Origin of the sequence: Ramlibacter sp. (assembly GCF_028291745.1) — a bacterium.
Taxonomy (GTDB): Bacteria; Pseudomonadota; Gammaproteobacteria; order Burkholderiales; family Burkholderiaceae_C; genus Ramlibacter.
In genome coordinates, this window is the sequence record NZ_JAQGNQ010000068.1 from 45,728 (window position 1) to 72,299 (window position 26,572).

At 67.5% G+C, this 26,572-nt stretch carries 16 protein-coding genes, 2 tRNA genes, 1 pseudogene and 1 other annotated feature; of the genes and pseudogenes, 14 read left to right on the forward strand and 5 right to left on the reverse strand.

What is annotated here, in order from left to right; genetic code table 11:
• Positions 1-9 precede the first annotated feature (9 nt).
• Positions 10-924 carry a fumarylacetoacetate hydrolase family protein gene (locus JWP60_RS12565; RefSeq protein ID WP_299791471.1) on the forward strand — a complete coding sequence of 305 codons (915 nt, stop codon included), beginning with the start codon at positions 10-12 and terminating at the stop codon, positions 922-924.
• A gap of 507 nt (positions 925-1,431) precedes the next feature.
• On the opposite strand, the pseudogene JWP60_RS12570 reads toward JWP60_RS12565, so the two are convergent.
• A pseudogene (locus JWP60_RS12570) lies at positions 1,432-1,828 on the reverse strand (IS3 family transposase); the annotation flags it as partial.
• Positions 1,748-1,829 (reverse strand) — a sequence feature (AL1L pseudoknot). It overlaps the preceding pseudogene by 81 nt.
• 288 nt (positions 1,830-2,117) lie before the next feature.
• Here JWP60_RS12570 and JWP60_RS12575 point away from each other — a divergent pair.
• Positions 2,118-2,194, forward strand: a tRNA-Arg gene (locus JWP60_RS12575).
• Between the two features lie 562 nt (positions 2,195-2,756).
• Here the strand turns inward: JWP60_RS12575 and JWP60_RS12580 are convergent.
• The 4 genes from JWP60_RS12580 to JWP60_RS12595 all read right to left on the reverse strand — a co-directional run bounded on the left by JWP60_RS12580 (position 2,757) and on the right by JWP60_RS12595 (position 7,087).
• Positions 2,757-2,833, reverse strand: a tRNA-Pro gene (locus tag JWP60_RS12580).
• Positions 2,834-2,906: 73 nt separating this feature from the next.
• Complete coding sequence (gene boxB / locus JWP60_RS12585) at positions 2,907-4,331, reverse strand: benzoyl-CoA 2,3-epoxidase subunit BoxB (protein WP_299791474.1); 1,425 nt, start codon at positions 4,329-4,331, stop codon at positions 2,907-2,909.
• 102 nt (positions 4,332-4,433) lie between these two features.
• A complete protein-coding gene (boxC, locus tag JWP60_RS12590; RefSeq protein ID WP_299791477.1) occupies positions 4,434-6,137 on the reverse strand; it encodes a 2,3-epoxybenzoyl-CoA dihydrolase in 1,704 nt (567 codons plus the stop codon).
• On the reverse strand, positions 6,134-7,087 hold the full coding sequence (locus JWP60_RS12595; protein WP_299791480.1) for a helix-turn-helix transcriptional regulator: 954 nt from the start codon (positions 7,085-7,087) through the stop codon (positions 6,134-6,136). The genes boxC and JWP60_RS12595 overlap by 4 nt, the downstream gene beginning before the upstream one ends.
• Positions 7,088-7,149: 62 nt before the next feature.
• Between JWP60_RS12595 and JWP60_RS12600 the strand changes: the two genes are divergently transcribed.
• The 12 genes from JWP60_RS12600 (at position 7,150) to JWP60_RS12655 (ending at position 26,564) form a co-directional block, all read left to right on the forward strand.
• Positions 7,150-7,626 carry a flavodoxin domain-containing protein gene (locus JWP60_RS12600; protein WP_299791483.1) on the forward strand — a complete coding sequence of 159 codons (477 nt, stop codon included), beginning with the start codon at positions 7,150-7,152 and terminating at the stop codon, positions 7,624-7,626.
• 160 nt (positions 7,627-7,786) lie between these two features.
• A complete protein-coding gene (locus JWP60_RS12605) occupies positions 7,787-9,355 on the forward strand; it encodes a benzoate-CoA ligase family protein (RefSeq protein WP_299791486.1) in 1,569 nt (522 codons plus the stop codon).
• A gap of 74 nt (positions 9,356-9,429) precedes the next feature.
• Positions 9,430-10,623, forward strand: coding sequence for an ABC transporter substrate-binding protein (locus JWP60_RS12610; RefSeq protein ID WP_299791488.1), 1,194 nt, complete (start codon positions 9,430-9,432; stop codon positions 10,621-10,623).
• Between the two features lie 159 nt (positions 10,624-10,782).
• Positions 10,783-11,646 carry a branched-chain amino acid ABC transporter permease gene (locus JWP60_RS12615; protein WP_299791491.1) on the forward strand — a complete coding sequence of 288 codons (864 nt, stop codon included), beginning with the start codon at positions 10,783-10,785 and terminating at the stop codon, positions 11,644-11,646.
• Positions 11,643-12,641 (forward strand): branched-chain amino acid ABC transporter permease, encoded by a 999-nt coding sequence (locus tag JWP60_RS12620; protein WP_299791493.1) that lies wholly within the window; start codon positions 11,643-11,645, stop codon positions 12,639-12,641. Before JWP60_RS12615 ends, JWP60_RS12620 begins: the two co-directional genes overlap by 4 nt.
• Positions 12,634-13,389 carry an ABC transporter ATP-binding protein gene (locus tag JWP60_RS12625; protein ID WP_299791496.1) on the forward strand — a complete coding sequence of 252 codons (756 nt, stop codon included), beginning with the start codon at positions 12,634-12,636 and terminating at the stop codon, positions 13,387-13,389. The genes JWP60_RS12620 and JWP60_RS12625 overlap by 8 nt, the downstream gene beginning before the upstream one ends.
• The gene (locus JWP60_RS12630) at positions 13,382-14,095 is read left to right on the forward strand and encodes an ABC transporter ATP-binding protein (protein WP_299791499.1); all 714 of its coding nucleotides are present in this window, start codon (positions 13,382-13,384) and stop codon (positions 14,093-14,095) included. Before JWP60_RS12625 ends, JWP60_RS12630 begins: the two co-directional genes overlap by 8 nt.
• A gap of 173 nt (positions 14,096-14,268) precedes the next feature.
• Positions 14,269-16,215 (forward strand): 1,4-alpha-glucan branching protein GlgB, encoded by a 1,947-nt coding sequence (gene glgB, locus JWP60_RS12635; protein ID WP_299791503.1) that lies wholly within the window; start codon positions 14,269-14,271, stop codon positions 16,213-16,215.
• Positions 16,202-17,503, forward strand: coding sequence for a glucose-1-phosphate adenylyltransferase (glgC, locus tag JWP60_RS12640; protein ID WP_363320844.1), 1,302 nt, complete (start codon positions 16,202-16,204; stop codon positions 17,501-17,503). The genes glgB and glgC overlap by 14 nt, the downstream gene beginning before the upstream one ends.
• Positions 17,500-19,683 carry a glycogen debranching protein GlgX gene (gene glgX, locus JWP60_RS12645; RefSeq protein ID WP_299791505.1) on the forward strand — a complete coding sequence of 728 codons (2,184 nt, stop codon included), beginning with the start codon at positions 17,500-17,502 and terminating at the stop codon, positions 19,681-19,683. The genes glgC and glgX overlap by 4 nt, the downstream gene beginning before the upstream one ends.
• A gap of 21 nt (positions 19,684-19,704) precedes the next feature.
• On the forward strand, positions 19,705-21,507 hold the full coding sequence (gene treZ / locus JWP60_RS12650) for a malto-oligosyltrehalose trehalohydrolase (protein ID WP_299791508.1): 1,803 nt from the start codon (positions 19,705-19,707) through the stop codon (positions 21,505-21,507).
• A complete protein-coding gene (locus JWP60_RS12655) occupies positions 21,504-26,564 on the forward strand; it encodes a malto-oligosyltrehalose synthase (RefSeq protein ID WP_299791511.1) in 5,061 nt (1,686 codons plus the stop codon). Before treZ ends, JWP60_RS12655 begins: the two co-directional genes overlap by 4 nt.
• Positions 26,565-26,572 lie beyond the last annotated feature (8 nt).

The window sequence follows — 26,572 nt, forward strand, 5'->3', positions numbered from 1 at the left end:
GGAGCACACATGAGACTTGCCAGCTACGGCAAATTTGGCGCCGAACGCGCCGGCATGGTCGACCGCGACCGGATCATCGATCTCGAGGCTGCCATGCAAGCGGCGGGTGCCCTGCGCCCGGTCAGCGACATGCGCCTGCTGCTGGAGCAGGAGGATTGGAAGCAGCTGATTTCCCGCGCCTGGGCGCGCCGCGATGGCGCCCCGAGCGTCGCCCTGGCAGAGGTCCGACTCGGCGCGCCCGTGCCGGTGCCGCGCAAGCTGATGATCGCCGGCGCCAACACCCACACGCACGTGGCGGAGGCCACGGCTGTGCTGAAGGAGTCGGTCGCGCCCAGGCAACCGATGATCCTGGCGAAGGCGACTTCGAGCATCTGCGGGCCCAACGACGATGTCGTGCATCCGCCCGAGACGCGCAAGCTGGACTATGAAGTGGAACTGGGGGTCATCATCGGCCGCCGCGCCCGCAGGATCAGCGAAGCCGAGGTACGCGACCACGTAGCGGGCTTCTGCGTCATCAACGAGATGTCGGCACGCGACATCCAGTTGGCAGAACACGAGTCGAACCCGTTCTACCGAGTTCATTTCATGGGCAAGAGCTACGACACCTTCAACCCTATGGGCCCATATCTGGTCACGCTCGACGAGATCGAGTGGGGTAAACCCCTCGGTCTGAAGACCTTCGTCAACGGGAAGGTGCGGCAGGATGGCGATACAAGCGACCTCGTGTTCGGCGTTGAGCAACTCGTTGCGTACATCAGCCAAGCCATGACGCTGTACCCAGGCGACGTGATTTCCACGGGATCTCCGGCGGGCGTGGCGCATTTCATGAAGCCGCCAGGCTATCTCCAGCCCGGAGACGTGGTGCGCTGTGAGGTAGAGGGCATCGGCGCGATCGAAAACCGCGTAGTCACGGAATCGCACTGAGAGCCCGGCAACTGTGGGCGTCCGGTGAAACGGTTGGCAGCGTGCGCGATGGTCAATTCGTTGTTCCCGGATGTCCTGGACGGCTGCTTTCGACCGAGGATTACGGTGGGGAGGCCCATTGCTGAACGCCCCCGCACAGATCCGTACGTGCCCGATTCGGGCATACGGCTCCTATCTCAGGTGAGTGACGGCAAAGCGCTGGTCCGGCCATGGATGAAGGATTCGGGGTGGCGGCAGCCACGCTTCAGCGAGCTTCGTCATTCGGCTCCAACTCATGTGGTCCTTCTGACTGCGACGCCGCAGCGTTCGTCGCCAGAGGTCTGTAACGTGGTGCCGGAATGCGCCGAGCGCCCGGGCGTTGGTCGGCACAGCGTGCTATGCGAAGTACCCCCTCACCACAGCTCTCAGCCATCGGCCCTGCTCGGGGATGCTGTGGTGCATGCGGTGGCTTAGTTGCTCCTTGACCTCGCCAAGCGAACTGGCCGGCAAGAGGGCCTCGCTGACCTACAGTTGATTCGGCCGCTCTGCCCGGAACTGCCGGTTGACCCGGTCCAGCGGGCAAGGCGCCTTGCTGTCGCTGGGTCCTCACGACCGTGCCGCGCATCACGCCTCGCACTCCCAGGCGCCGCATCAGCCCCACCGTGCAGCGAGCTACGACCGTGCCCTCGCGTGCCAACTGCCTCGTGATCTTGTCGGCGCCATAGACCTGCATGTTGCCCAGCCAGACGCGTTGGATCTCCGGTGCGAGGGCCTCGTCGCGCTGCGCCCTGGCGCAGCGCCTATGCGGCTCGCGCAGCAGCGCCGCGTGTCGCCGATAAACTGACGGGGCGATCTGCAAGACCTTGCAGATCGGCTCGACCCCGAAGGTGTCACGGTGCTTGTCGATGAAATCCTTCAGGATTTGAGTGGCGGTCACCTCGCGCTCACGACCTCGGGTGAGAACTTGTTCGACTTGTTCATGGCTCAATCCTCTCAGAGTGTTGAGCCTCCTCAAAAGCCGGGGCGATTCACTCGCGCAGCAACAAGACACCGTGCGCTGCGTCAGAGGCGACCCTGGCAAGTGCGCGGACTGACCTGATGCAGGCTCAACGCGGTGTGCGGCCATGCCGCGGCCACGGCGCGAAACGATGCGAGAATCCGCCCGCGACGCGTTCCTTCTCGGCATGCTGATTCCGGCGTCAATCGCAACGACACTGCCCGTAGCTCATCCGGATAGAGCAGCTGCCTTCTAAGCAGCAGGTAGGGGGTTCGAGTCCCTCCGGGCAGGCCACCAAGCGGGACGCCGGTCGCGCACTCTGGACGTCATCGCAGCGAGCCTCCGGTCCCGTGGTCTCTCAGGTGTTCCACGTCTTCCGGGCGATAGCGGACGTGCCCGCCAACCTTCATATACGCAACGCCACCCGACCGGTGCACCTCCACGCGGCGAGGGTTGTCACCGGGACTCGCAGCAATGCGGCAACCTCCGCTGGTGTGAGCAGTGCTCGCAAAGGGCGCGAACTTGATCCCATGGTAGACCCCTGAAGTTGGATAAAAGCCAACTTTGGAAGCACCTGGCCATGAACACGATGGCGCGTAGGACCACTCCGGGCGGCACCGCAACCACCCGCGAGCGCGCGAACTGGCGACAGCGATCACGCCGGACACGCTCTGTTCAACAACGCCGGATTTGGACTGAAGGGACCTGAGCAGTTCCCCCCCAAGCGCCTTGGTAGCCGTGCTCAACGTGGTGCGAGGCGGCGCGGAAAAGCCCCTCGGCTCCGCGCTGCGTTACCCAGGCGTTACCCCGGAGAGCAATCGAACCAACTGGGACCACGCTAAGTCCCTGATTTCATTGGTCGGAGCGATAGGATTCGAACCTACGACCCTCTGGTCCCAAACCAGATGCGCTACCAGACTGCGCTACGCTCCGCCAACCTGCATTCTACGCGGGAGCGGCCCGGGCGAAATCCAGCTCCCGGGATGACATCCGCACAACCCGCGCTTCAAAGCCTCACGTACTCATACTCCACCGGCTGCGCATTGATGCCGCGGTCCGGCGGGGCGATCCAGGCGGCCATCTTGCCGGGGTCGGTCACGCGGTGCATCAGGCTCTTGATGAAAGTCATGTCCTCGTCGCCGGGCAGCCACTCGCCCTTGCGGGCATCGAATTCGGCTTGCGCGATCGGCTGGCCCTGCGGGTTGGTCGGCACGCTGGCCCACACGCCCACCTGGCGCCGGAAGCGCGTGGAGGGCAGCTTCAGCTCGAAGGGCACGCCCGCGCGCTTGATCGCCATGTTCCAGCGCGTGATGCCGATGTTGCAGTCCTTGACGTACTCCAGGCGCGTCACCTCGTTCATGCCGTTGCGCACGTTCACGCTCTCGTCCTTCAAGCCGCCCTGCCCGTCCGGCACCTGGAGGCTCATCGTCGTGCCGGACTCCACGTGGTCCGCGAACTTCGCTTCGTCGGGGCGGCCCTTGATGCCGTTGGCGAAGTAGTTGGCGGCGTTGGAGGAGGACTCCGAGCCGAACAGGTCCAGCGAGCTGGTGAACCAGAAGTTCAGGAATTTCTGGATCGTCGGGAGGTCGATCGCGCCAGCATTGCGCACGCGCTGCCAGTCGTCGGTGCCCAGTTCCTTCATCACCTCCAGCGTGCGCTTGATCACGCGGCCGACGCCCGTCTCGCCCACGAACATGTGGTGCGCCTCCTCCGTCAGCATGAAGCGCGTGGTGCGCGCCAGCGGGTCGAAGGCGCTCTCGGCAAAGGACTTCAGCTGGAACTTGCCGTCGCGGTCCGTGAAGTACGTGAACATGAAGAAGGACAGCCAGTTGTCCATCGGCTCGTTGAAGGTGCCCAGGATGCGCGGCTTGTCGGCGTCGCCGCTGTGGCGCATCAGCAGTTCCTCGGCCTCCTCGCGACCGTCGCGACCGAAGTGCGCGTGCAGCAGGTAGACCATGGCCCACAGGTGGCGGCCCTCTTCGACGTTGACCTGGAAGAGGTTGCGCAGGTCGTAGAGCGAGGGCGCGGTGTGACCGAGCAGGCGCTGCTGCTCCACCGACGCCGGCTCGGTGTCGCCTTGCGTGACGATCAGGCGCCGGAAGGTGGAGCGGTATTCGCCGGGCACGTCCTGCCAGACCTCCTGGCCCATGTGGTCGCCAAAGCCGATCTTGCGGTTCTCCTCGCGGTCGGCCAGGAAGATGCCCCAGCGGTAATCGGGCATGGGCGTGTAGCCGTATTGCGCCCAGCCCGAGGCATCGACCCCGACGGCCGTGCGCAGGTAGACGTCCTTGGCCTTGAAGTCGCTCGGGCCCATCTCGTCCCACCAGTTCAGGAACGCCGGCTGCCAGTGTTCCAGCGCGCGTTGCAGCTGGCGGTTGTCGGCCAGGTTGACGTTGTTGGGGATCTTGGCCTGGAGGTCGATGGTGGTCATGGGGGTCCTTGTGGTTCTTCGCTGGGGTCGCTGCGCGAGCCCAGCCTACGCATACCGGTCTTCGTAGGCTGGGCTGCCGAAGGCACCCCAGCGCTTTCAACGTCAAACGCGCTTCCAGTCGAACTTCGCCTTCTTGCCGGTGCCGAACAATTTCAGTGCGCCCTCTTCCCCCACCGCATTCGGCCGGATGAAGATCCAGTTCTGCCAGGCCGACAGGCGCCCGAACACGCGCGTCTCCATCGTCTCCTTGCCCGGGAAACGCAGCGACGCTTCCATGCCGGTCAATGCATCCGGCGACAGTGAGGCGCGCTCTTCCAGCATCAGGCGGATTTCGTCGTCCCAGTCGATGTCGTCGGGCGTCAAGGTGACCAGGCCGAGGCCCAGCGCCTGGTCGGCGCGCAGCGGGCTGTCCTGCAGGCCTTGCAGTTGCGCGATGGTGTCGGCGTCCTCGTTGAAGCGGGTCTGCAGGCGCGTGAGGCCATTGACCTGCGGATAGCGGCCGAAGTTGGCTGCGTTCATTCGCAGGGCCGGCGCTGCATCGGGCGCATCCGGCAGGTCCAGCATGTAAATGCGGTCGCAGGCCAGGGCCAGCTCGTACAAGGTGCCGGCAAAGCAGGAGCCTTCATCCACCAGCGCGATCAGCGAGCGGCTAGTCACGTCCAGGCGCGCCAGCGTGCGGCGCAGCGCACCGAGCGTCTCCCGCACCAGCCAATGCTGCTGGAGCTTTTCCAGCGTGGCGTCGGCCTGCATCACGAGCTGCGCGTCGCCGCGGGTCTTCAGAACCCAGGTCCCGATCTCGAGTTCGTTGGCGCGCAGGTTGAGGATGGCGTCATCGAGCTCGCGTGCCAGCTGCAGCGGCCACCAGTTCACGCCGGCCGCGACGATCGCTTCGGGCGTGGCTTCGACCGTGGCCTTGGGCGCGTGGACGGTGAAGGTGGCGATGCGTGCCGCGCGGTCGATCTGCACGTCGACCACTTGGTAGTGATAGCCCTGCTCGTCGATCGTCACCTTCACCGGCGTGAGTTCCAGGCCCTGCCGCGGGCCGCTGCGATTCGATTGCGCCCGCAACGATGCGACTTCGCTCTCCAGGAGGGCGCCGAATTGCTGCGGCTTCGCATGCGCATCGATCAGTTTCCAGTCGCGCGCGCGATCGGCCCGCACGCCTTCGCTGGTGGTGCAGAAGATGTCGGCCAGGTCGCGTCGCACCTTGCGCTTGTCGGTCACCCGCGTGAGGCCGCCGGTGCCGGGCAGCACGCCCAGCAGCGGCACTTCCGGCAGGCTCACGGTGGAGGAGCGGTCGTCGACCATCACGATGCGGTCGCAGGCCAGCGCCAGTTCGTAGCCGCCGCCGGCGCAGGCGCCCGTCACGGCGGCGATCGACTTCAGTCCTTCCTGGCGCGAGGAGTCTTCCAGCCCGTTGCGGGTCTCGTTGGTGAACTTGCAGAAGTTCACCTTCCAGGCATGCGTGGAGAGGCCCAGCATGTAGATGTTGGCGCCGGAGCACCAGATGCGGTCCTTGCCGCTTTCGAACACCACCACCTTGACGGCAGGATGCTCGAAGCGGATCCGGTTCAAGGCATCGTGCAGCTCGATGTCGACGCCCAGGTCGTAGCTATTGAGCTTGAGCTTGTAGCCGGGCTTGATGCCGCCGTCTTCGTCGATATCGAGCTTCAGGCGCGCGACCTCGCCGTCCACCGAGAGGCTCCAGTGGCGGTAGCGGGAGGGATGCGTGGCGAAACTCACCAGTTCGCGTTCCTCGCCAGCCAGCACCTGCTTGAACAGCAGGGGTTCGGTGATCGCATTCATCGGGTCTCCAGGATGGCTTGCGGCGCGGGCACGGCCCGCTCCAGGTCTTTCAGGGATTGCTTGATGCTGCGCGCGGCGGTGTCCACCACGGCGTCGGCCCGCGCATAGAGCGCCTCGCGGCTGGCCAGGATGCGGCGGATGTCCTCGAGCGCGCCGGCCATGGCACTGCGCGACGAGTCGCCGCCGTCGCCCGCATTGAAGGGCCGCATGTCGCCTTGTGCGACCACGCGGCTCATGTGCTCCTCGGGGCTGGCCTTCACCCACACGCAGTAGAAGTGCCTTTGCAGCAGGTCGAAGGTCTCGCGCTCGCTGACGATGCTGCCGCCGGTGGTCATCACGACACCGTCGCCATGCTCCTCGGCGATGCGCAGCAGGGCGCGCCGCTCGTAGCGGCGATAGCCGGCCTGGCCGTGCAGCAGCAGGATCTCGTTCATGCTGGTGCCGGCCTCGCGCTCGATCTCGCGGTCGAGTTCGACAAACGGCACGCCGCGCTCCTGCGCAAGCTGTGCGCCCAGCGTGGTCTTGCCGGCGCCGCGCAGGCCGACCAAGGCGATGCGCTGCTCACGCCCCTGCGCATCGGCCAGGCCGAAGGTGGCACCCAGCAGCGAGTACGCCTGATCGAGCTGGCCGTCGTCCAGGCGCGAGAGCAGGCCCTGCACGCGGGCCAGCGCGGGTCGCGGGGCGTCCTGCAGCAGGTCGAGGATGGTGATGTTGAGGGCCTGCGCCGCCAGCGCCAGCGAGTTGATCGAGGCGTTGCCCTTGCCGCTTTCCACGTCGGCGAGGAAGCGCTCGGACAAGTTCGAATCGGCGGCGAGCTGCTTGCGGGTCATGCCGCGGCGGGCGCGCCAGGCCCGCACGCGGGAACCCAGTTCCGCGAGTGTGGCGCGGGACGCGCTGTCGGTGAGGGGCTGCATGGCGGCGGTTTCGGCAGGGAGTTTGCGCTGGATCAAGATTGCAATATACTTCCGATCATCGCCATGTCAAGCAGTTTACTGCATCTGATCGGAACCGCATGAAGCTCAAGATCCTCGTCGGCACCATGACCAGCACGGCCGACTATGTCGCGCAGGCGATCCAGATGGACTGCGCCGACCTCGTGGCCGAGATCGAGGTCGTGCTGATGGACGGGCTGGACATCAGCGCCTTCGACGAAGATGCACTTTATCTCATCTGCTCCTCCACTTATGGCTCGGGCGACGTGCCGGACAACGCCCGCGCGCTGTACGACTCGCTGGATGCGCAGCCGAAGTTTCTCGGGCACGTGCGCTTCGGCGTGATCGCGCTGGGCGACCGCACCTACCTGCAGACCTTCTGCTTCGGCGGCAAGAAGTTCGACGAGCGCCTGCGCGACCTGGGCGCGCAACGCATCGGCGAGGTCTGGTGCCACGATGCGAGCGCGGGCACGATGCCGGAGGAAGTGGCGACGGCGTGGTGCCGCGAATGGCTGGAGAAGGAAGCGATTCCGGCGTTGCAGAAGCAGGCGGCCTGATACGCAAACCATGTCATTGCGGGCTTGACCCGCAATCCATGCGGCGCTTGAGTGAGCGCCGTCGTGGATCCCGGGTCAAGCCCGGGATGACATCCGGGATATCCAGGCATCCAGGGCATCCACGACATCCAGCGAGAACGATCGGTACGAGGAGACAACCATGCACCTGAGCCACGCCGACCACAGCACCACGCCGCCGCGCGTCGAAATTCCGCGTGACTACAACGCGGCGCATGACCTGTTGCGGCGCAATGCCGCGCGGCCCGACAAGGTGGCCTATGTCGACGCGAGCAGCGGCGCGCAGCTCACGTATGCGCAGCTCGAGGACCAGGCGCACCGCTTCGCCAGCGCCCTGCGCGCCCACGGCATGGCGCCGGAGACGCGCGTGCTGGTGGCGATGCTCGACACGCTCGAGTGGCCCGTGGTCTTCCTGGGTTGCATCCTCGCCGGCGTGGTGCCGGTGGCGGCCAACACGCTGCTGACCACGAAGGACTTCGAGTTCATGCTGCGCGATTCGCGCGCGCAGGCGCTGTTCGTCTCCAAGCCGCTGCTGCCGACCTTCGAGCCGCTGGTGGGCAAGATCGGCACGCTCAAGCAGATGTTCGTGGCCGGCGACAGCGGCGAGCACTCGGTGGCGCATCTCATCGCCTCGGGCAGCGCCGACATGGAAGTGGCCGGTACCTCCAGCGACGACGCCTGCTTCTGGCTGTACTCCAGCGGCTCGACGGGCACGCCCAAGGGCACGGTGCACCTGCACTCGCACCTGGTGCAGACCGCCGAACTCTATGGCCGCGCGATTCTTGGCATCCGCGAGGATGACGTCGTCTATTCCGCGGCCAAGCTGTTCTTCGCCTACGGCCTGGGCAACGCCCTCACCTTTCCGCTCAGTGTCGGCGCCACCACGGTGCTGCTGCCCACGCGCCCCACCTGCGCCGAGGTGTTCCGCATCCTCAGGGAGTTCCGGCCCTCGATCTTCTGCGGCGTGCCGACGCTGTTTGCCGCGCTGCTCGCGGACGGCGATCGGCCGCAGCGCGAAGCGATCGCGCTGCGCGTGTGCACCAGCGCGGGCGAGGCGCTGCCGGCGGAGATCGGCCAGCGCTGGACTGCGGAATTCGGCTGCGAGATCCTGGACGGCATCGGCTCCACCGAGATGCTGCACATCTTCCTGTCCAACCGCCCCGGAAAGGTGCGCTATGGCACCACGGGCCAACCCGTTCCGGGCTACGAGCTTCGCATCGTCGGCGATGACGGCCGCGAATGCGGTGTCGGCGAGATCGGCGAGCTGCAGATCAACGGCCCGAGCGCCGCGATCATGTACTGGAACAACCGCGCCAAGACCAAGGCAACCTTCGCCGGCGAGTGGACCCGCAGCGGCGACAAGTACACGCGCGATGGCGATGGCTACTACACCTACGGCGGCCGCAGCGACGACATGCTCAAGGTGGGCGGCATCTACGTGTCGCCCTTCGAGGTCGAGGCCTGCCTGATGACGCACTCCGGCGTGCTGGAAGCAGCGGTGATCGGCGTGGCCGGCCCGGACGGCCTGACCAAGCCCAAGGCCTACGTGGTGCTCAAGTCCGGGCAGCAGGTGAGCACGGAGGAACTGCAGGCGCACGTGAAAACCCGCCTCGCGCCCTTCAAGTACCCGCGCTGGATCGCCTTTGTCTCGGAGCTGCCGAAGACCGCCACCGGCAAGATCCAGCGCTTCAAGCTGCGCGCCGCCGGCTGAGGGAAAGCCATGTGGCGGCGGGCGGCGGCGCGCGGTCAAATCGCGCCCGCGACAGCCACAACGAAGGAACCTTCATGACCACCCGCCGCCTCGTCCTGTCCCGCGGCGCCGCCATCGTCGGAGCGGCGTCCACCGGACTGCTGCTGCCCGGGATCGTGCGCGCGCAATCCAGCCGCATCCGGGTGGGTTTCATGCTGCCTTATACCGGCACCTACTCGCAGCTCGGTGTGGCGATCGAGAACGGCGTGCGCATGGCCATCGCGGAACAGGGCGGCAAGCTCGGCGGCCGCGAGATCGAGTGGTTCAAGCTCGATGACGAATCGGAGCCGTCCAAGGGCGTGGAGAACGCCAACCGGCTCGTGCAGCGTGACAAGGTCGATGTCCTCATCGGCACCGTGCACTCGGGCGTGCAGATGGGGATACAGCGCGTGGCCCGCGAGACCGGCGTGTTGAACCTGATTCCCAATGCCGGCGCGCATGCCGCGACCCGCGCGCTGTGCGCACCCAACGTCTTCCGCACCTCCTTCACCAACAGCCAGCCGACGCTGGCCCTCGGCAAGCCCATGATGGACAGGGGCCTGAAGAAGACGGTGTGGATCACGTGGAAGTACGCCGCGGGCGACGAAGCGTTCGAAGGTTTCCGCGACAGCTACACCAAGGCCGGCGGCACCATCGTCAAGGAACTGGGCCTGCCCTTCCCCAACGTCGAATTCCAGGCGCTGCTGACCGAGATCGCCTCGCTGCGTCCGGATGCCGTGGCCTGCTTCTTCGCCGGCGGCGCCGCCGCCAAGTTCATTCGCGACTACGCCGCCGCGGGCCTCAAGGACAAGATCCCGCTGTGGGGCTCGGGCTTCCTCACCGAGGGTGTGCTCGAGGCCGCCGGTCCCGCCGCCGAAGGCATCATGACCACGATGCACTACGCGGACTCACTCGACACGCCGCGCAATCACCAGTTCCGCACCGCCTATGCCACGCAGTTCAAGATGCAGCCGGACGTGTATGCCGTGCAGGGCTACGACACCGGCCTGCTGCTGGCGCAGGGTGCGGCCGCGGTGAAGGGGGACATGGGCAACAAGCAGGCGCTGTACCACGCGCTGGAGACGCAGACCATCGACAGCCCGCGCGGCAAGTGGTCCATGAGCAAGGCGCACAACCCGATCCAGGACATTTACCTGCGCCGGGTGGAGAACAAGGACAACAAGGTAATCGGGATTGCGGCGAAGGCGCTGTCGGATTCGGGGGCGGGGTGCAAGCTGGGGGCTGCATGAAAGCGGCAGTCAAACCAATGTCATGCCGGGCTTGACTCGGCATCCACACTGCGCCGGGTGCGAGCGCCGTCGCGTGGATCCCGGGTCAAGCCCGGGATGACACCCATGAAGCCCGCATGACATCCATGAGCCCGGGATGACATCCTCTCTCGCCTTTCCATGGACCTCCCGAATTTCCTCATCCAGCTCCTGAACAGCGTCCAGTACGGCTTGCTGCTGTTCATGCTGGCCGCCGGCCTCACGCTGATCTTCGGGATTATGGGCGTGGTCAATCTCGCGCATGGCAGCTTCTACATGCTGGGCGCCTACCTCGCGTGGTCGCTGGGCGCGAAGACCGGCAGCCTCCTGCTGGCGATCGTCCTCGGCACGGTGTTGTCCGTGCTGTTCGGCCTGCTGCTGGAACGACTGCTCTTTCGCCACTTCTACCGTCGCAGCCACCTCGACCAGGTGCTCCTCACCTTCGGGCTGATCTACATCTTCGAGGAACTGCGCTCCATCCTGTGGGGCGACGACGTGCATGGCGTCGCCATTCCGCAATGGCTCTCCGCCTCCATTCCCCTCACCGACAATCTCTCCTATCCCGTCTACCGCCTCTTCATGTCGGGCCTGTGCGTGCTGCTCGCCATCGGCCTCTATGTGCTGATCGCGAAAACCCGCCTGGGCATGAAGATCCGCGCCGGCGCCTTCAACCACGAGATGACCGAGGCGCTGGGCGTCAACGTCAAGTTGATTCACATGATCGTGTTCGCGCTGGGCGTCGCACTGGCCGCCATTGCCGGCATGATCGCCGCGCCGATCTCCAGCGTGTATCCCAACATGGGATCGCAGATGTTGATCATGTGCTTCGTCGTCGTGGTGATCGGCGGCATCGGCTCGGTGCGCGGCGCACTGGTGGCCGCCCTGCTGGTGGGCCTGGCCGACACCTTCGGCAAGGTGCTGCTGCCGCAGCTCGCGGGCATGCTGGTCTACATGCTGATGGCCGCCGTGCTGCTGTGGAAGCCGGAAGGACTGTTCCGGCAATGAGCGTGGTCGCCACGCATCTCGAGCGATTGCCGCGTGGCCTGCAGGCGGTGCTGGCCCTCGGACTCGTCGTGCTGCTTGCCTTCCCCTTCGTGGCCACCGAGTTCTACGGGCAGATGGTCGCGCGCATGATGATCCTGGCGATCTTCGCCATGAGCGTCGACCTGCTGCAGGGCGTGACCGGACTCGTCTCGCTGGGGCAGGCAGCCTACTTCGGCATCGCCGGCTATGCCCTCGCCTTGTTCACCCCGGAAGGCGAGGCCGTGAGCCTGTGGTGGACGCTGCCGGCGGCCGTCGGCGCCTCGGCGCTGGCCGCGTTGGTGATCGGCTTCTTCGTGGTGCGCACCCGCGGCATCTACTTCATCATGGTGACCATGGCGTTCGCGCAGATGGTGTTCTACCTGTTCTTCGACAACAAGGTCCTGGGCGGCTCCGACGGCGTCTACATCAACTTCAAGCCCGCGGCCGGCCTGTTCGCGCTGGAGGACAAGCGCGTCTTCTACTACTTCACGCTCGCCGCGATGCTGCTGGTGTACGGCTTCCTGCGTCGCCTGTTGTTCAGCCCCTTCGGGCGCGCGCTCGCGGGCATCCGCGTCAACGAGCACCGCATGCGGGCGATGGGCTTCGGCACCTTCGGCTACAAGCTCGCGGCTTTCACGCTCGCGGGTGCGCTGGCGGGAGTGGCCGGCTACCTGTGGGGAGCGCAGACCGGTTTCGTGAACCCGGAGCTGATGGGATTCCGCTCCAGCGCGCACGTGATCATGATGGTGATCCTGGGCGGCAGCGGCAACTTCGCCGGCGCCATCCTCGGCGCCTTCGTCTTCGAATACCTGCTGCATGCCTTCCAGGACCTTCCCACGGTGGGAAGCTTCGACCTGGGCAAGCACTGGCAACTCGCCATGGGCGTGTTCATCGTCGCGGTGATCACCTTCGCGCCGCGCGGCCTGCTGGGCGCGCTGGTCCGCGTGCTGCAGCGAAAAGACGCGCGGCATGAGTGAGGCGCTGCTCTCGGCCCGGGGCCTCACCAAACGCTTCGGCGGCCTGGCTGCCGTGCAGGACGTGACGCTGGATCTCTGGCGCGAACGCATCCACGCGGTGATCGGCCCCAACGGCGCCGGCAAGTCGACGCTGGCCAACCTGCTGGCCGGCGACATCCCGCCCAGCGCCGGCAGCGTCACCCTCGCCGGACGCAACGTGACCGGCTGGACGCCCGAACGCATCTCGCGCGCGGGTCTCGGCCGCAGCTACCAGAAGACCAACATCTTCCCGCCCTTCACGGTCTGGGAGAACATCCGCCTGGCCGCGCAATCGCGCACGCCGCAGGCCGCGCGCTGGCTGAAATCCGCCAACGCGCTGCGCGAGGCCAACGTGCGAGCCGAGCGCGCGCTGGAACTCGCCGGCCTGCAGGGGCGACGCGAGCACATCGCGGGCGCGGCCAGCCATGGCGAACAGCGCCAGCTCGAAATCGCGATGACGCTCGCGACCGATCCGCAGGTGCTGCTGCTCGACGAGCCGCTGGCCGGCATGGGCAGCGCCGAAGCCGAACGCATGGTGGACCTGCTGCTGCGCCTGAAGAAGGAGCACGCGATGCTGCTGGTGGAGCACGACATGGATGCGGTGTTCGCGCTGGCCGATCACCTCACCGTGATGGTCAACGGCCAGGTGATTGCCAGCGGGACGCCAGCGCAGGTGCGCGCGGATGCGAGCGTGCAGTCCGCCTACCTCGGAGAAGATTGCGATGCCTGACCGCCTGCTCCAGGCCCGCGGGCTGCACACGTACTACGGCGCCAGCCACGTGCTGCGCGGCGTCGACTTCCATGTCGATCGCGGCGAGACGATCGGGCTCATGGGCCGCAACGGCATGGGCAAGAGCACGCTGCTGAAAACGCTGATGGGGCTGCTGCGTCCGCATGCCGGCAGCGTCGAAGTCAAGGGCCGCGCGATGGTGGGCCGGCCTTCTTACGAAGTCGCCCGACTCGGCATTGCCTACGTCCCCGAGGGCCGCGGCATCTTCGGCAACCTGAGCGTGCAGGAAAACCTGCTGATGGCCGCAAGGCCGGGCGCGCAGGGGCAGCGCGACTGGACGTACGAGCGCGTGCTCGCCACCTTCCCGCGGCTGCAGGAAAGACTCGTCCATGGCGGCCAGCAACTCTCCGGCGGCGAGCAGCAGATGCTCACCATCGGCCGGGCGCTGATGACCAATCCGGACCTGCTGATCCTGGACGAGGCCACGGAGGGTTTGGCTCCGCTCGTCGCGCGCGAGATCTGGCGGATCTGTGCGCTGATCCGCGAGAGCGGCATTTCCAGCGTCATCGTCGACAAGGCCTGGAAGCAGGTCACCCAGGTCAGCGACCGCAACGTCATCCTGGTCAAGGGCGAGATTGCCTTCGAAGGCAGCTCGGCACAGTTGCGTTCGCAACCCCATCTGCTCGACCGTTATCTCGGTGTCTGAGCACCTGCTCAACGTCTGACAACTTCCACCTCGACGTCAGCGCTCCGCGGACGGTGGACTGAGCGCCCACACCCCGCGCGAATGTAGGTTCCGGACTACGCCGCTTGATCTGCGCTTCCTGCAAGCGCCGCGCGCCTCCCCCAACAGAATGGCCGAACACAACGATGAAGGCCATGAAGCCCCATTTGCCCCAAGAGGAGAAAACCCTGGAGGCCACACCCCGGACGGAGCCGACGCCTCGGCGTGCGAGCCACCACCATCGCCAGTTCGAAGTGATGGGTGCCCACCCGACAGATCGGGGCACCTGGTTCACGGTCTGGGCACCGAACGCGCGCGCGGTCGGCGTGATCGGCAGCTTCAATCACTGGCACTGCGAGCCGCTATTCCGGCTCGACGACGGCTCCGGCCAGTGGAGCGGCTTCGTCGAAGGCGCGCATTCCGGCCAGTGCTACAAGTTCCGCATCCAGGACGCGCACGGCCACTGGATGGACAAGGCGGACCCCTACGGCTATCGCATGGAACTGCCGCCCAACACCGCTTCGCAGATCTGGGATCTCTCCTACGAATGGGGTGACCAGGAGTGGATGCGCACGCGCGGCGCGCGGCAGGGGCACCACACGGCGATCTCCATCTACGAGGTGCACCTCGGCTCGTGGCAACGCGAGGAGGACGGCCGCTTTCTCAACTACCGCGAGATGGCCCACCGGCTGGCCACGCACTGCCACAACATGGGCTTCACGCACGTGGAGCTGATGCCGATCACCGAGCATCCGTTCTACGGTTCCTGGGGCTACCAGACCACCGGCTACTTCGCGGCCACCTCGCGCTACGGCACGCCACAGGACCTGATGGCCTTCGTCGACACGCTGCACCAGCAAGGCATCGGCGTGTTCCTCGACTGGGTGCCCTCGCACTTCCCGGCGGACCCGCATGCGCTGGCGCGCTTCGACGGCACCGCGCTGTACGAGCACGAGGATCCGCGGCGCGGCTTCCACCCGGAGTGGAACAGCCTGATCTTCAACTACGGCCGCTTCGAGGTCCGCGACTTCCTGATCTCCAACGCGATCTTCTGGCTGGAGAAGTACCACTTCGACGGCCTGCGCGTGGATGCGGTCGCCTCGATGCTGTACCTGGATTACGCGCGCCGCCATGGCGAGTGGATCCCCAACGAGCAAGGCGGCAACCAGAACCACGACGCCGTGGGCTTCCTGCAGGACCTGAACACGTCGGTCTACGGCCAGTTCCCCGACGTGCACATGATCGCCGAGGAGTCCACTGCCTGGCCCGCCGTGTCGCGCCCGGTCGACTGGGGCGGCCTGGGCTTTGGCATGAAGTGGAACATGGGCTGGATGAACGACACGCTGCGCTACATGCTGCGGCCGCACTTCTACCGGCACTGGCATGGCGACGACGCGCGCTTCTCCGCCGTCTATGCCTTCCACGAAAACTTCATCCTGCCGTTCTCGCACGACGAGGTGGTCTACGGCAAGGGCAGCCTGGTCGCCAAGCAGCCGGGTGACGACTGGCAGCGGTTTGCGGGCCTGCGCAACCTGTATGGCTACATGTGGGGGCACCCGGGCAAGAAGCTGCTGTTCATGGGCTGCGAGTTCGCGCAGCTGGAAGAGTGGCACCACGAACGCACGCTCGACTGGCACCTGTGGGCGCGGCCCAATCACGCGGGCATCGCGCGCTGGATCTCCGACCTGAACGCGGCCTACCGCCAGCTGCCGGCGCTGCACGGGCACGACTTCGACGCCGAGGGCTTCAGCTGGCTCCCGTGCGAGCACCACGAATCCACCATCCTCACGTTCGTGCGGCGCGGCCGTCCCGGCGAGGGCGAGGTGGTCGTGATCTGCAACATGACCCCCGAACCGCGCCAGGCCCTGCGGGTGGCGATGCCGGAGGCGGGGACCTGGCACGAGATCCTGAACAGCGACGCCGTCTTCTATGGAGGCAGCGGCGTCGGCAACCTGGGGCGCGTGCAAGCCACCGCCCATGCTGTGGGCGGCTGGCCGGCCAGCGCCCTCGTCACCGTGCCGCCGCTGGGCACCGTGATGCTCTCCAACCGCCCCATAGCCACGTCCGATACCGAACAGGGAGCACCTCATGCCCGCCAATAAGAACGTTTTGGCCTTCGTGATGGCCGGCGGCGAAGGCTCGCGCCTTCACCCGCTGACCGCCAACCGCTGCAAGCCCGCAGTGCCTTTCAACGGCAAGCACCGCATCGTCGACTTCGTGTTGTCCAACCTGGTCAACTCCGAGATCTACTCGACCTACCTGCTGGTGCAGTACAAATCGCAGTCGCTGATCGAGCACGTGCGGCAGTCCTGGACGATGGCGCGCTTCATGCCGCAGCACTTCATCACCGTGGTGCCGCCGCAGATGCGCCACGGGCCGGCGTGGTTCCAGGGCACGGCCGATGCGGTGTACCAGAACATCCACCTGATCGAGAGCATGCAGCCCGACATCGTGGCCGTGTTCGGTGCCGACCACATCTATCGCATGGACGTGCGGCAGATGATCGAATTCCACGTGGCGAGCCGCGCGCATGCCAGCGTTGCCACCATCCCGGTGGAACTGCGCGAGTGCGACCAGTTCGGCATCGTCGACGTCGATGCCGATCACCGCATCGTCGACTTCAAGGAAAAGCCCAAGAGCGCCAAGCCGATGCCGGGCAGCCGCAGCCACGCGCTGGCCTCCATGGGCAACTACATCTTCGACGCCGACGTCCTGCTGCAGCAATTGAAGCGCATGCATGAAAGCGGCGAGACCGACTTCGGCAAGCACATCCTGCCGTCGATGGTGAAGAGCCACAAGCTGGTGGCCTACGACTTCGCCACCAACGTGATCCCGGGCACCGAGCCCTACGAAGAGCACGCCTACTGGCGCGATGTCGGCACCATCGACGCCTACTACCAGGCGCACTTCGACACGCTGGGCGCGCAACCCAAGTTCCGCATGACCAACCGGCAGTGGCCGATCTATGCGAGCCCCGACCAGGCGGAGTCGGCGCAGATCGAGAACGGCGTGATCAACCGCTCGGTGGTCGGCTCCGGCAGCATCGTCGACGGCGCCACGCTGGACCACGCCATGCTGCGCCGCTCGGTGCTGGTGGAGCGCGGCGCCCAGCTGGAGCACTGCATCATCATGGAGCGCTCGCGCATCGGCCGCGGCGCCCAGGTGCGCCGCTGCATCATCGATCAGGACAACCACATCCCGGCGGACGAGCGCATCGGCTTCGACCTGGAGCAGGACCGCAAGCGCTTCCACGTCACGCCCTCGGGCATCGTGGTGGTGCCGGCCGGCCACTTCCCGGCGCGCAAGACGACCACCTCCCCGTTCCGCGCGCCGATCAACGAGGAAGCCCACCTGGGCGAGGCCGTGCCCCGGATGGAGGTGCTTGCATGACGGCGCAAGCCGTCGGACCGTCCCCCGCCCTTCGCACCAGCAGCCCGCCCGCGCTCACCGCCCCGGCGGTTGCCTGCCCTCCCGGCCGCGCCTGGCCGCTGGGGGCCACCCTCGGCGAGGGCGGCGTGAACTTCGCCGTCTACGCCAGTTCCGCCGATCGCGTGGAGGTCTGCGTGTTCGATGCGCAGGGGCAGCACGAACTCCAGCGCATTCCCCTACCCTGCCGCACCGACGAGGTGTGGCACGGCTTCGTGCCCGGCCTGGGCGCCGGCACCCGTTACGGCCTGCGCGTGCACGGCCCCTACGACCCGCACCACGGCTGGCGCTGCAACGCGCACAAGCTGATGCTCGACCCGTACGCGCGCGCGCTCGACCGGCCGCTGCGCGGCGCGCCCTGGCAGTACGCCTATCCGCTGGGGCACGACCGGCGCGACCTGCACATCGATGCGCACGACAACGCGGCCGAAGCGGCCAAGGGCATCGTCGTCGATCCGCATTTCGACTGGGGCGACGACCGGCATCCGCTGATCCCGATGGAGGACAGCGTGTTCTACGAAGTGCACGTGCGCGGCTTCACGCAGCAGATGCCGGACGTGCCGCAGGAACTGCGCGGCAGCTTTGCCGGCCTGGCCAGCGAGCCGGCGATCGCGCACCTCAAGCAGCTGGGCGTCACGGCGGTCGAACTGCTGCCGGTGCAGGCCTTCAACGACGAGCGCCGGCTGATCGACCTGGGCCTGGCCAACTACTGGGGCTACAACTCGATCGGCTTCTTCGCCCCCGATCCGCGTTACCTGCGCAACGGCGACCCCAACGAATTCCGCCGCATGGTCAAGGCACTGCATGGGGCCGGCCTGGAAGTGATCCTCGACGTGGCCTACAACCACAGTTGCGAGGGCAACCATCTCGGCCCCACGCTGTCCTTCAAGGGCATCGACAACCGCGCCTACTACCGGTTGACCGAGGACTTCCGCCACTACCTGGACTTCACCGGCACGGGCAACACGCTCAATGCCAGCCACCCGGCGATGCTGCGGCTGATCATGGACAGCCTGCGCTACTGGGTCGAAGAGATGCATGTCGACGGCTTCCGCTTCGACCTGGCGCCGGCGATCGCCCGCAACGGCCATGGCGGCTTCGACCATCGCGGCCCTTTTCTCTCGGCGATCGCGCAGGACGCGGTGCTCAGGAAGGTCAAGCTGATCGCCGAACCCTGGGACCTGGGCGACCACGGCTACCAGGTGGGCGGCTTTCCCTCCGGCTGGAGCGAATGGAACGGCCAGTACCGCGACCGCGTGCGCGACTACTGGCGCGGCGTGGAGGGCAGCCTCGGCGACTTTGCGGCCGCCTTGTGCGGCAGCTCGGACATCTACGGGCCGTCACGTCGCGGGCCGCGCGCGAGCGTCAACCTGGTGACCGTGCACGACGGCTTCACGCTGCACGACCTGGTCAGCTACAACGACAAGCACAACGAGGCCAACGCCGAGGACAACCGCGACGGCGAAAGCCACAACCGCAGCTGGAACTGCGGCGCCGAAGGCCCGACCGACGACCCCGAGATCCTGGCCTTCCGCGAACGGCAGAAGCGCAACTTCCTCACCACGCTGTTTGCCTCGCGCGGCGTGCCGCTGCTGCTGGGCGGCGACGAGATGAGCCGCACCCAGGGCGGCAACAACAACGCCTATTGCCAGGACAACCCGGTCAGCTGGTTCGACTGGAGCGAGGCGCGGCGCCAGGATCCGCTGATCGCCTTCACCAGCGCCATGCTGCGGCTGCGGCGCGAATTGCCGGTGCTGCGCCACAACGCCTGGCTCTCTGGCAAGCGCGATGGCGACGGCCGCCGCGACATCGGCTGGTACAGCGTCTGGGGCCTGGAGATGACGGCGGAGGAATGGAGCAACCCCGCCGTGCGCGGCGTGGCCGCGGTGCTGGACGCGCGCTTCGCGCCGGCGCATCCCGAAGCCCGATCGAACCAATCGGTGCTGCTGGTGTTCAACGCCAAGAGCGTCGGCGCCACCTTCACCCTGCCGCGCCTGCCCGCCCACGAGGGCGAATGGGCGCTGCGCATCTATACCGCGGAGGGCTATTTCGACGAGGCGCAGGCACGGCGCTATCCGCCCGCCGCCAAGCTCGACCTGCTTTCGCATTCGATGGCCCTGCTGACGCAGGAGCCCCAGGAGTAATCTGTGCGCTGCCAGCATGACATGCCTTTCGGCGCCCGCCTCGATGCCGCGGGCGGCGTCACCTTCCGACTGTGGGCGCCGGGCGCCAACAGCGCCGAACTCGCGATCGAAGGGGCGGCCCGGCCTGAACTGCATCCGGCGGAGGCCGATGCGCAGGGCTGGTGGGAATGCACGGTGGCGCACGCAACTGCCGGCACCCTGTACCGCTGGCGCATCGACGGCAAGCTGATGGTGCCCGACCCGGCCTCGCGCCAGAACCCGGAAGGGCCGAACGGGCCGAGCTGCGTGGTCGACCCGAAGCAGTTCGAATGGGACAGCGCCTGGAGCGGCCGCCCCTGGCATGAGACGGTGCTGTACGAATTGCATGTGGGCAGCTTCACGCCCGAAGGCACATTTGCCGCCGCGGCGCAGCGGCTGCAGTCGCTGGTCGAGGTGGGCATCACCGCGGTGGAACTGATGCCCGTGGCCACCTTCGGCGGCCGCTTCGGCTGGGGCTACGACGGCGTGCTGCCGTTCGCCCCGCACCCGGCCTACGGCACGCCCGACGATCTCAAGCGCTTCGTGCAGCACGCGCACAAGCTGGGGCTGATGGTCTTCCTCGACGTGGTCTACAACCACTTCGGGCCCGAAGGCAACTACCTGGGCGCCTATGCGCCGGAGTTCTTTTCGAAGACCAAGAGCAGTCCCTGGGGCGCCGCGATCAACTTCGACGGCCCGGGCAGCGCTCCGGTGCGCGAGTTCTTCATCCACAACGCCGTCTACTGGATCCAGGAGTACCGCTTCGACGGCCTGCGCCTGGATGCCGTCCACGCGATCAGCGATGACAGCGAGGTGCACGTGCTGCAGCAGTTGTCGCAGCGCGTGCGCAGCACCGCCCACGGCCGCCCGGTGCACCTGGTGCTGGAGAACGAGGACAACGGCTACGAGCACCTCGCGCCCGAGCCGCTGGCCGGCCGCTACGACGGCCAGTGGAACGACGATTTCCACCACATCCTGCACGTGGCGCTGACGGGCGAGACCCAGCGCTATTACCACGACTACGGCCAGGACACGATGGATCTGCTGGAGCGCTGCCTCACGCACGGCATGATCTTCGAGGGCGCCAGGCGCAAGGAAGGCGGCGCCCGCGAAGTCGTCGCGCCCGCGCCGGCGCAGCCGCTGTCGGCCCTGGTGAACTTCGCGCACAACCACGACCAGATTGGCAACCGCGCGCGCGGCGAGCGCCTGCGCAGCCTGGTGCCCGCCGATGCAGCCATGCTGCCGACGCTGCTCGCGCTGCTGACTCCCGCCATTCCGATGCTGTTCTTCGGCGAGGAGTGGGGCGCGACCGAGCCCTTCCTCTATTTCGCCGACTGGCAGGGCGAGCTGCGCGACGCGGTGCGGGCCGGCCGCAAGCGCGAGTTCGGCCACATGGATGCAGCCGACCTGCCCGACCCGTGCAGCGATTCGACCTTCCAGGCCAGCAGGCCCGATCCGAAGGCGGCCGAGACCCAGGCCGGGCGCGCCTGGCGGCAGGAAGTGCGCGCCGCACTGGCGGCGCGCCGGCAGTGGATCACGCCGCGGCAAAAGCAGCTGCTTACCGGGCGCCACTCGGCGCAGCGGCTTGGCGAGCGCGGCATCGCCGTGCAATGGCGCTACGAGGACGGCCGCATGCTGTGCCTGGAGTTGAATCTGGGTGACCAGCCGCTGCCCGTGGAAGCGCAACACCTCGGCCCGGTCGAGGCGCAGGCGGTCTTCAGCCATCGCTGGCCGGCCGACACGCCGCGCGGCACCTGGCCCGCCTTCGGCGCGCGCTGGACGCTGGGCGAGGAGATCACGTTGTGAGCGCTCCGTCGGAACATGCCGCGATCTCGCTCGCGGAACAGGCACGCCGGCTGGGCGTTGCCGACCGCTATCACGGCTTCTGGGGCAAGGAAGAAATCGTGCCGGAGGCGGTGCTGCAACGCGCCGTCTCCGCCATGGCAGGCGACGGCCGCCAGGCCGCAGCGCAGGCCCTGGGCCTGCCGCCGCTGTACGTGGTGCGCGAGGGCGAGCCGCTGGTTGTCTGCTGGACCAGCCACGAGAGCACGCCGGCCCGCTGGCAACTCGCACACGAAGACCGCGCCGGCGAAGTCGCCAGCGGCGACCTGCAACGCAGCTACCAGCAAGCGGCGATCACGCTGCCCGAGCTGGCCCCCGGCTACTACCGCCTGACACTCGAAGGTGCGCCGGCGCCGGACCACTGCCGCGTGGTGGTGGCGCCGCGCCAGTGCTACGTGCCGGCCGCCCTGCAGCAGGGCGAGCGCTGGTGGGGCTGCACGATCCAGCTCTATGCGCTGCGCTCCTCGCGCAACTGGGGCATCGGCGATTTCGGCGACCTGCGGCGCCTGTGCGACCTGGCGGCGCACCAGGGTGCGTCCTTCATCGGCCTGAGTCCGATGCACGCCCTGTTCCCGCACAACCCCGCGGCCGCCAGTCCCTACAGCCCCTCGAGCCGCAAGGCGCTCAATCCGATCTACCTGGACGTGCAGACGCTGGTGGACCTGAGCGGCTGCGACGAGGCGGTGCAGAAGGTGCAGTCCGAGCACTTCCAGGAAAGGGTGCAGCAGCTGCGCGACGCGGAGATGGTGGACTACCCCGGAGTCGCCGCGGCCAAGGAGGAAGTGCTGCGCATCCTGTGGCGCCACTTCGAGCAGCGCGAACTGGACAAGGACCGGTCCCGCGGCGCGCACTTCCTTGCCTTCATGCGCGAGCGCGAGCAGACGCTCGGTCGCCACGCGTTGTTCGAGGCGCTGCAGGAGCACCTGCATGCCGCCGACGTGCACGTGTGGGGCTGGCCCGCCTGGCCCGAGGAATACAAGGACCCGGACGGCGCCGCGGTGCAGGCCTTTCGGCAAGAACACGCCTCGGCGATCAAGTACCGCTTCTGGGTGCAGTGGCTGGCCGAGGTGCAGCTGGAGTCCTGCCAGCGCTACGCACGCACGCGCGGCATGGGCATCGGCCTGTATTGCGACCTGGCCGTCGGCGTCAACGGCGGTGGCGCCGAGACCTGGATGGAGCACGAGCTGTTCGCGCTCGGCATGCATGCGGGCGCGCCGCCCGATCCGCTGGCGCCCACGGGGCAGGACTGGGGCCTGCCGCCCTGGAGCCCGCAACGCCTGAAGCAGGCGCGGCTGCAGCCCTTCATCGACACGCTGCGCGCCAACATGCGGCACAGCGGCGCGCTGCGGCTGGACCACGTGATGGCGCTGATGCGCCTGTACTGGACCGGCCCCGATGGCGGCACCTATGTCGACTATCCGCTCGACGAGCTGATGGGCGTGCTGGCGCTGGAAAGCCTGCGCCACCAATGCATGGTGATCGGCGAGGACCTGGGCAACGTCGCCCCGCGCATGCGCGACGCCATGCGCGATGGCAACCTGCTGTCCTATCGACCGCTGCTGTTCGAGCGCGAGGAAGACGGCGGCTTCAAGCATCCGCCGCACTGGCTGCCCAAGGCGCTGGCCGTGGTCAGCACGCACGACCTGCCGACGCTGCGCGGCTTCTGGCTGGGCGAGGACATCGAGCTGTCGGCCAGGCTGTCGCTCTACCCCGACGAGGCTGCGCACGAGCAGCAGGTCCTGAATCGCGCGCAGGACCGCGCCCGGTTGCTGCTCGCGTTGCAGCGCGAAGACCTGCTGCCCGAAGGCAGCAACGTGCAGCCCACCTCGGTGCAGGACGCCACCCAGCCCTTCGTCGATGCGGTCTATGCCTATCTCGCCCGCACGCCGTGCTGGCTCGTGGGCGTGCAACTGGAGGACGTGAGCGGGCAGCTGCTGCAGGTGAACGTGCCCGGCACGACCGAGGACCGCTTCCCCAATTGGCGGCGCAAGCTGTCGATCACGGTCGAAGCACTGGGGAGCGATGCGCGCTGGGCCTCGCTGGCGGCCGTGCTGCGCGCCGAGCGCGACGGCCCGAGCACGCTGGCGAGTTCCCCGCGGGAACTGCCGCCCATGGACAGCGCGAGCGTGCCCTGCGGCACCTACCGCGTGCAGTTCCACAAGGACTTCACCTTCGAACAGGTCACGCAGGTCGTCCCGTACCTCAAGGCGCTGGGCGTCAGCCACCTCTATAGCTCGCCCTACCTGCGCGCGCGCCCGGGCAGCACCCATGGCTACGACATCGTCGACCACGGGCAGCTCAATCCCGAAGTGGGCGACGAGCAGGCGCACGCCCGCATGTGCCAGGCGCTGCGGCGCAGCGGCATGGGCCAGATCCTCGACGTCGTGCCCAATCACATGGGGGTGCTCGAGGCCGACAACGCCTGGTGGCTCGACGTGCTGGAACACGGGCGCGCCTCCAGCCACGCCGAGACCTTCGACATCGAATGGAAGCCGGCACAGCCCGAGATGGCCGGCCGCGTGCTGCTGCCGGTGCTGGGCGACCATTTCGGCAAGGTGCTGGAGGCCGGCGAGCTGAAGCTGCATTTCGAGGGCGAGACCGGCGAGTTCGGCCTGCGCTACTGGGACCACCGCTTCCCGATCGACCCGAGCAGCTATCCCGCGATCCTCTCCGCCCTGCCCGCGCCGCCGGCACGCGACGACAGCGAAGGCGACAGCCATGCCGTGGTGGGCGCGCTGCTCGATTCCTTCGGCCGCCTGCCGTCACGCGACGACAGCGACGAAGACGCGCGCCGCAGCCGCGTGCGCGACGCCGCCGTCTACAAGCGCCAGCTGGCCCGCCTGGCGTCGCGCCACGAATGGCTGGCGCGCTGGATCGAGGCCTGCGTGCAGCGCCTCAACGGCCAGCCGGCCGAGGCCGCCAGCTTCGACGCGCTGGAGCAATTGATCTCCTCGCAAGCCTATCGCCTGGCCGACTGGCACGTGGCCAGCGACGACGTCAACTATCGCCGCTTCTTCGACGTCAACACCCTGGCCGGCCTGCGCATGGAGCGGACTGAGGTGTTCGACGCCACCCACCGCAAGGTGCTGCACTGGCTGCAGGACGGCCTGCTCTCGGGCCTGCGCATCGACCATCCCGACGGCCTGAGCGATCCGCTGGCCTACTTCGAGCACTTGCAGGCCCGCTATGCCGCGCAGGCCGAGGTGGTCGGCCGCGATCCGCGCGCGCTGTACCTGGTGGTGGAGAAGATCCTCGCCGAACACGAGTCGCTGCCGGAAAGCTGGCCGGTGCACGGCGACACCGGCTACCGCTTCGGCAGCCTGGTCAACGGCCTGTTCGTGGAGAGCCGGCACGAGAACGCGATCATCGCGGCGTGGCAGGCCTTCACCGGCGAGACGAGCGGCTTCGAGGAGGTCCTGTACGAGTGCAAGAAGCTGATCATCGAGACCTCGCTGTATTCGGAATTGAACTGGCTGGCGCATTCGCTGCACCGCCTCACGCGCGTCAATCGCCGCCGCTGCGACTTCACGCGCAACCGCCTGCGCTGGGCGCTGGCCGAGGTGGCCGCGGCTTTCCCCGTGTACCGCACCTATCTGCGCGTGGGCGAGCAAGCCAGCGAGATGGACCGGCGCCACCTCGATTGGGCGATCGCCGCCGCCGAGCGGCGCCTGGGCAAATCGGAAGCGACCGTGCTGCAGCACCTGCGCGAGGTGCTGCTGGGCGAAGGCGAGGCGGAGCACCTGCCGCAGGACCAGCGCCGCCGCTTCCTGGCGCGCTGGCAGCAGTTCACCGCGCCGGTGATGGCCAAGTCGATGGAAGACACGGCCTTCTACCGCTACATCCCGCTGCTCTCGCTCAATGAAGTGGGCGGCGAGCCGCGCAGCTTCGGCGTCTCGGTGTCGGCCTTCCACTTCGCCAACCTCAACCGGCAGCGGCACCGGCCGCATTGCCTGCTGGGAAGCTCGACCCACGACAGCAAGCGCGGCGAGGACCTGCGCGCGCGCATCAACGTGCTCTCGGAGATCCCGGCGCAATGGGAGGACTGCCTGCTGCGCCTGTCCGGCTGGGCGCACCTGTACCTGACGCGCGGCACGAAGGAGACCTGGCCGGGCAACAACGACATCTGGCTGCTGTTCCAGACGCTGGTGGGCATCTGGCCGGCGCAGGCGCCCGATGAAGCGGGCCGCGAAGACCTGCGCCAGCGCGTGCAGGCCTACATGCAGAAGGCGATGCGCGAGGCCAAGCTCAAGACCACGTGGGTCTGCCCGGACAGCGGCTACGAGGATGCGGTGCAGCGCTACGTCGACGGCGTGCTGCGCGTGGGCCAGAGCCCGTTCGCCGACGAACTGCAGAAGTTCACCGCGCGCATCGCGCCCTTCGGCTTCCACAACAGCCTGGCGCAGCTCGCGCTGAAGTTCACCGCCCCGGGCGTGCCCGACGTGTACCAGGGCTGCGAGCAGTGGAACTTCAGCCTGGTCGACCCCGACAACCGCCGGCCCGTCGATTACCCCGCGCTCACCCGCAGCCTGCAGGAGCTCTCCGCCCTGTACGAGCGGGGCTGGCCCGGCGAGCCGCAGTGGCAGGCCCTGAACCGCGCAGCCGCCGACGGCCGCATCAAGCAGCTGGTGACCTGGCGCCTGTTGCAACTGCGCCGCGAACGCAGTGCGCTGTTCCGCAACGGCGGCTACCAGTCGCTGGCCGTCGAAGGCGCCGCGGCCGAACACGCCGTCGCCTTCGCGCGCAGCCACGAGCGCGAGGCCGTGATTGTCGTGGTGGCGCGACTGACCTGCACGCTGTGCGAGGGTGACAGTGCCGCCTGGCAGCCCGCGCTCTGGCAAGGCACGCAAGTGCGCTGCGGGCTGGAGGGCACGGCCAGGCGCCTGCGCCGCTGGCGCAACTGGCTGACCGGTGAGACGATCACGCTGGCCAACGAGGAAGAACCCACCATGGACCTGCAGGCCCTGTTTGCCGGCGCGGGCGGCCTGCCCATTGCCGTGCTCGTGGGCGAAGCGGAAGGCTAGTCCACCGG

Excerpts from the sequence above, each read along its gene's own strand:
- JWP60_RS12565 (WP_299791471.1), top strand. The coding sequence starts at position 10 with ATGAGACTTGCCAGCTACGGCAAATTTGGCGCCGAACGCGCCGGCATG.
- boxB (WP_299791474.1), bottom strand. The coding sequence starts at position 4,331 with ATGACCACCATCGACCTCCAGGCCAAGATCCCCAACAACGTCAACCTG.
- boxC (WP_299791477.1), bottom strand. The coding sequence starts at position 6,137 with ATGAATGCGATCACCGAACCCCTGCTGTTCAAGCAGGTGCTGGCTGGC.
- JWP60_RS12600 (WP_299791483.1), top strand. The coding sequence starts at position 7,150 with ATGAAGCTCAAGATCCTCGTCGGCACCATGACCAGCACGGCCGACTAT.
- JWP60_RS12605 (WP_299791486.1), top strand. The coding sequence starts at position 7,787 with ATGCACCTGAGCCACGCCGACCACAGCACCACGCCGCCGCGCGTCGAA.
- JWP60_RS12610 (WP_299791488.1), top strand. The coding sequence starts at position 9,430 with ATGACCACCCGCCGCCTCGTCCTGTCCCGCGGCGCCGCCATCGTCGGA.
- JWP60_RS12615 (WP_299791491.1), top strand. The coding sequence starts at position 10,783 with ATGGACCTCCCGAATTTCCTCATCCAGCTCCTGAACAGCGTCCAGTAC.
- JWP60_RS12620 (WP_299791493.1), top strand. The coding sequence starts at position 11,643 with ATGAGCGTGGTCGCCACGCATCTCGAGCGATTGCCGCGTGGCCTGCAG.
- JWP60_RS12625 (WP_299791496.1), top strand. The coding sequence starts at position 12,634 with ATGAGTGAGGCGCTGCTCTCGGCCCGGGGCCTCACCAAACGCTTCGGC.
- JWP60_RS12630 (WP_299791499.1), top strand. The coding sequence starts at position 13,382 with ATGCCTGACCGCCTGCTCCAGGCCCGCGGGCTGCACACGTACTACGGC.
- glgB (WP_299791503.1), top strand. The coding sequence starts at position 14,269 with ATGAAGCCCCATTTGCCCCAAGAGGAGAAAACCCTGGAGGCCACACCC.
- glgC (WP_363320844.1), top strand. The coding sequence starts at position 16,202 with ATGCCCGCCAATAAGAACGTTTTGGCCTTCGTGATGGCCGGCGGCGAA.
- glgX (WP_299791505.1), top strand. The coding sequence starts at position 17,500 with ATGACGGCGCAAGCCGTCGGACCGTCCCCCGCCCTTCGCACCAGCAGC.
- treZ (WP_299791508.1), top strand. The coding sequence starts at position 19,705 with ATGCCTTTCGGCGCCCGCCTCGATGCCGCGGGCGGCGTCACCTTCCGA.